The sequence below is a fragment of the Bacillus sp. SIMBA_005 genome, from assembly GCF_046535585.1.
Lineage (GTDB): Bacteria > Bacillota > Bacilli > Bacillales > Bacillaceae > Bacillus > Bacillus pumilus.
In genome coordinates, this window is record NZ_JAWRWI010000494.1 from 1 (window position 1) to 268 (window position 268).

The following is a 268-nucleotide window of genomic DNA, read 5'->3' on the forward strand; positions in this document are numbered from 1 at the left end:
CCTGGTGAGCCGCTCCGGGGAGCGGCCCCCAGGGGCCTGTGATTCGTCAGCGACTCCCTCGCCGACGGGTGACTCTCAGAAGTCCCAGTCGTGGCCGGCGGAGGCTGGGACGTGGGAAATCCTGCGGGTCTTGTCATTCTGCAGCCTGCTCGTGCCTTCTGCATGCCACTCGCTGCTCGTGCCGATCTGGCCGTCAGCCCAAACCAGTAGCACCGAAACAAGTCGGTGCGTCGCGACCCGTCTGGACAGGGCGATTTTGTTCTTCGCT

General features: G+C 64.9%; 1 protein-coding gene. It reads right to left on the reverse strand.

Annotated elements, in window-relative coordinates; translation table 11 throughout:
- Positions 1 to 75: 75 nt before the first annotated feature.
- On the reverse strand, positions 76 to 268 hold a 193-nt coding region (locus tag SB660_RS21045), incomplete at its 5' end, for a hypothetical protein (RefSeq protein WP_410584318.1).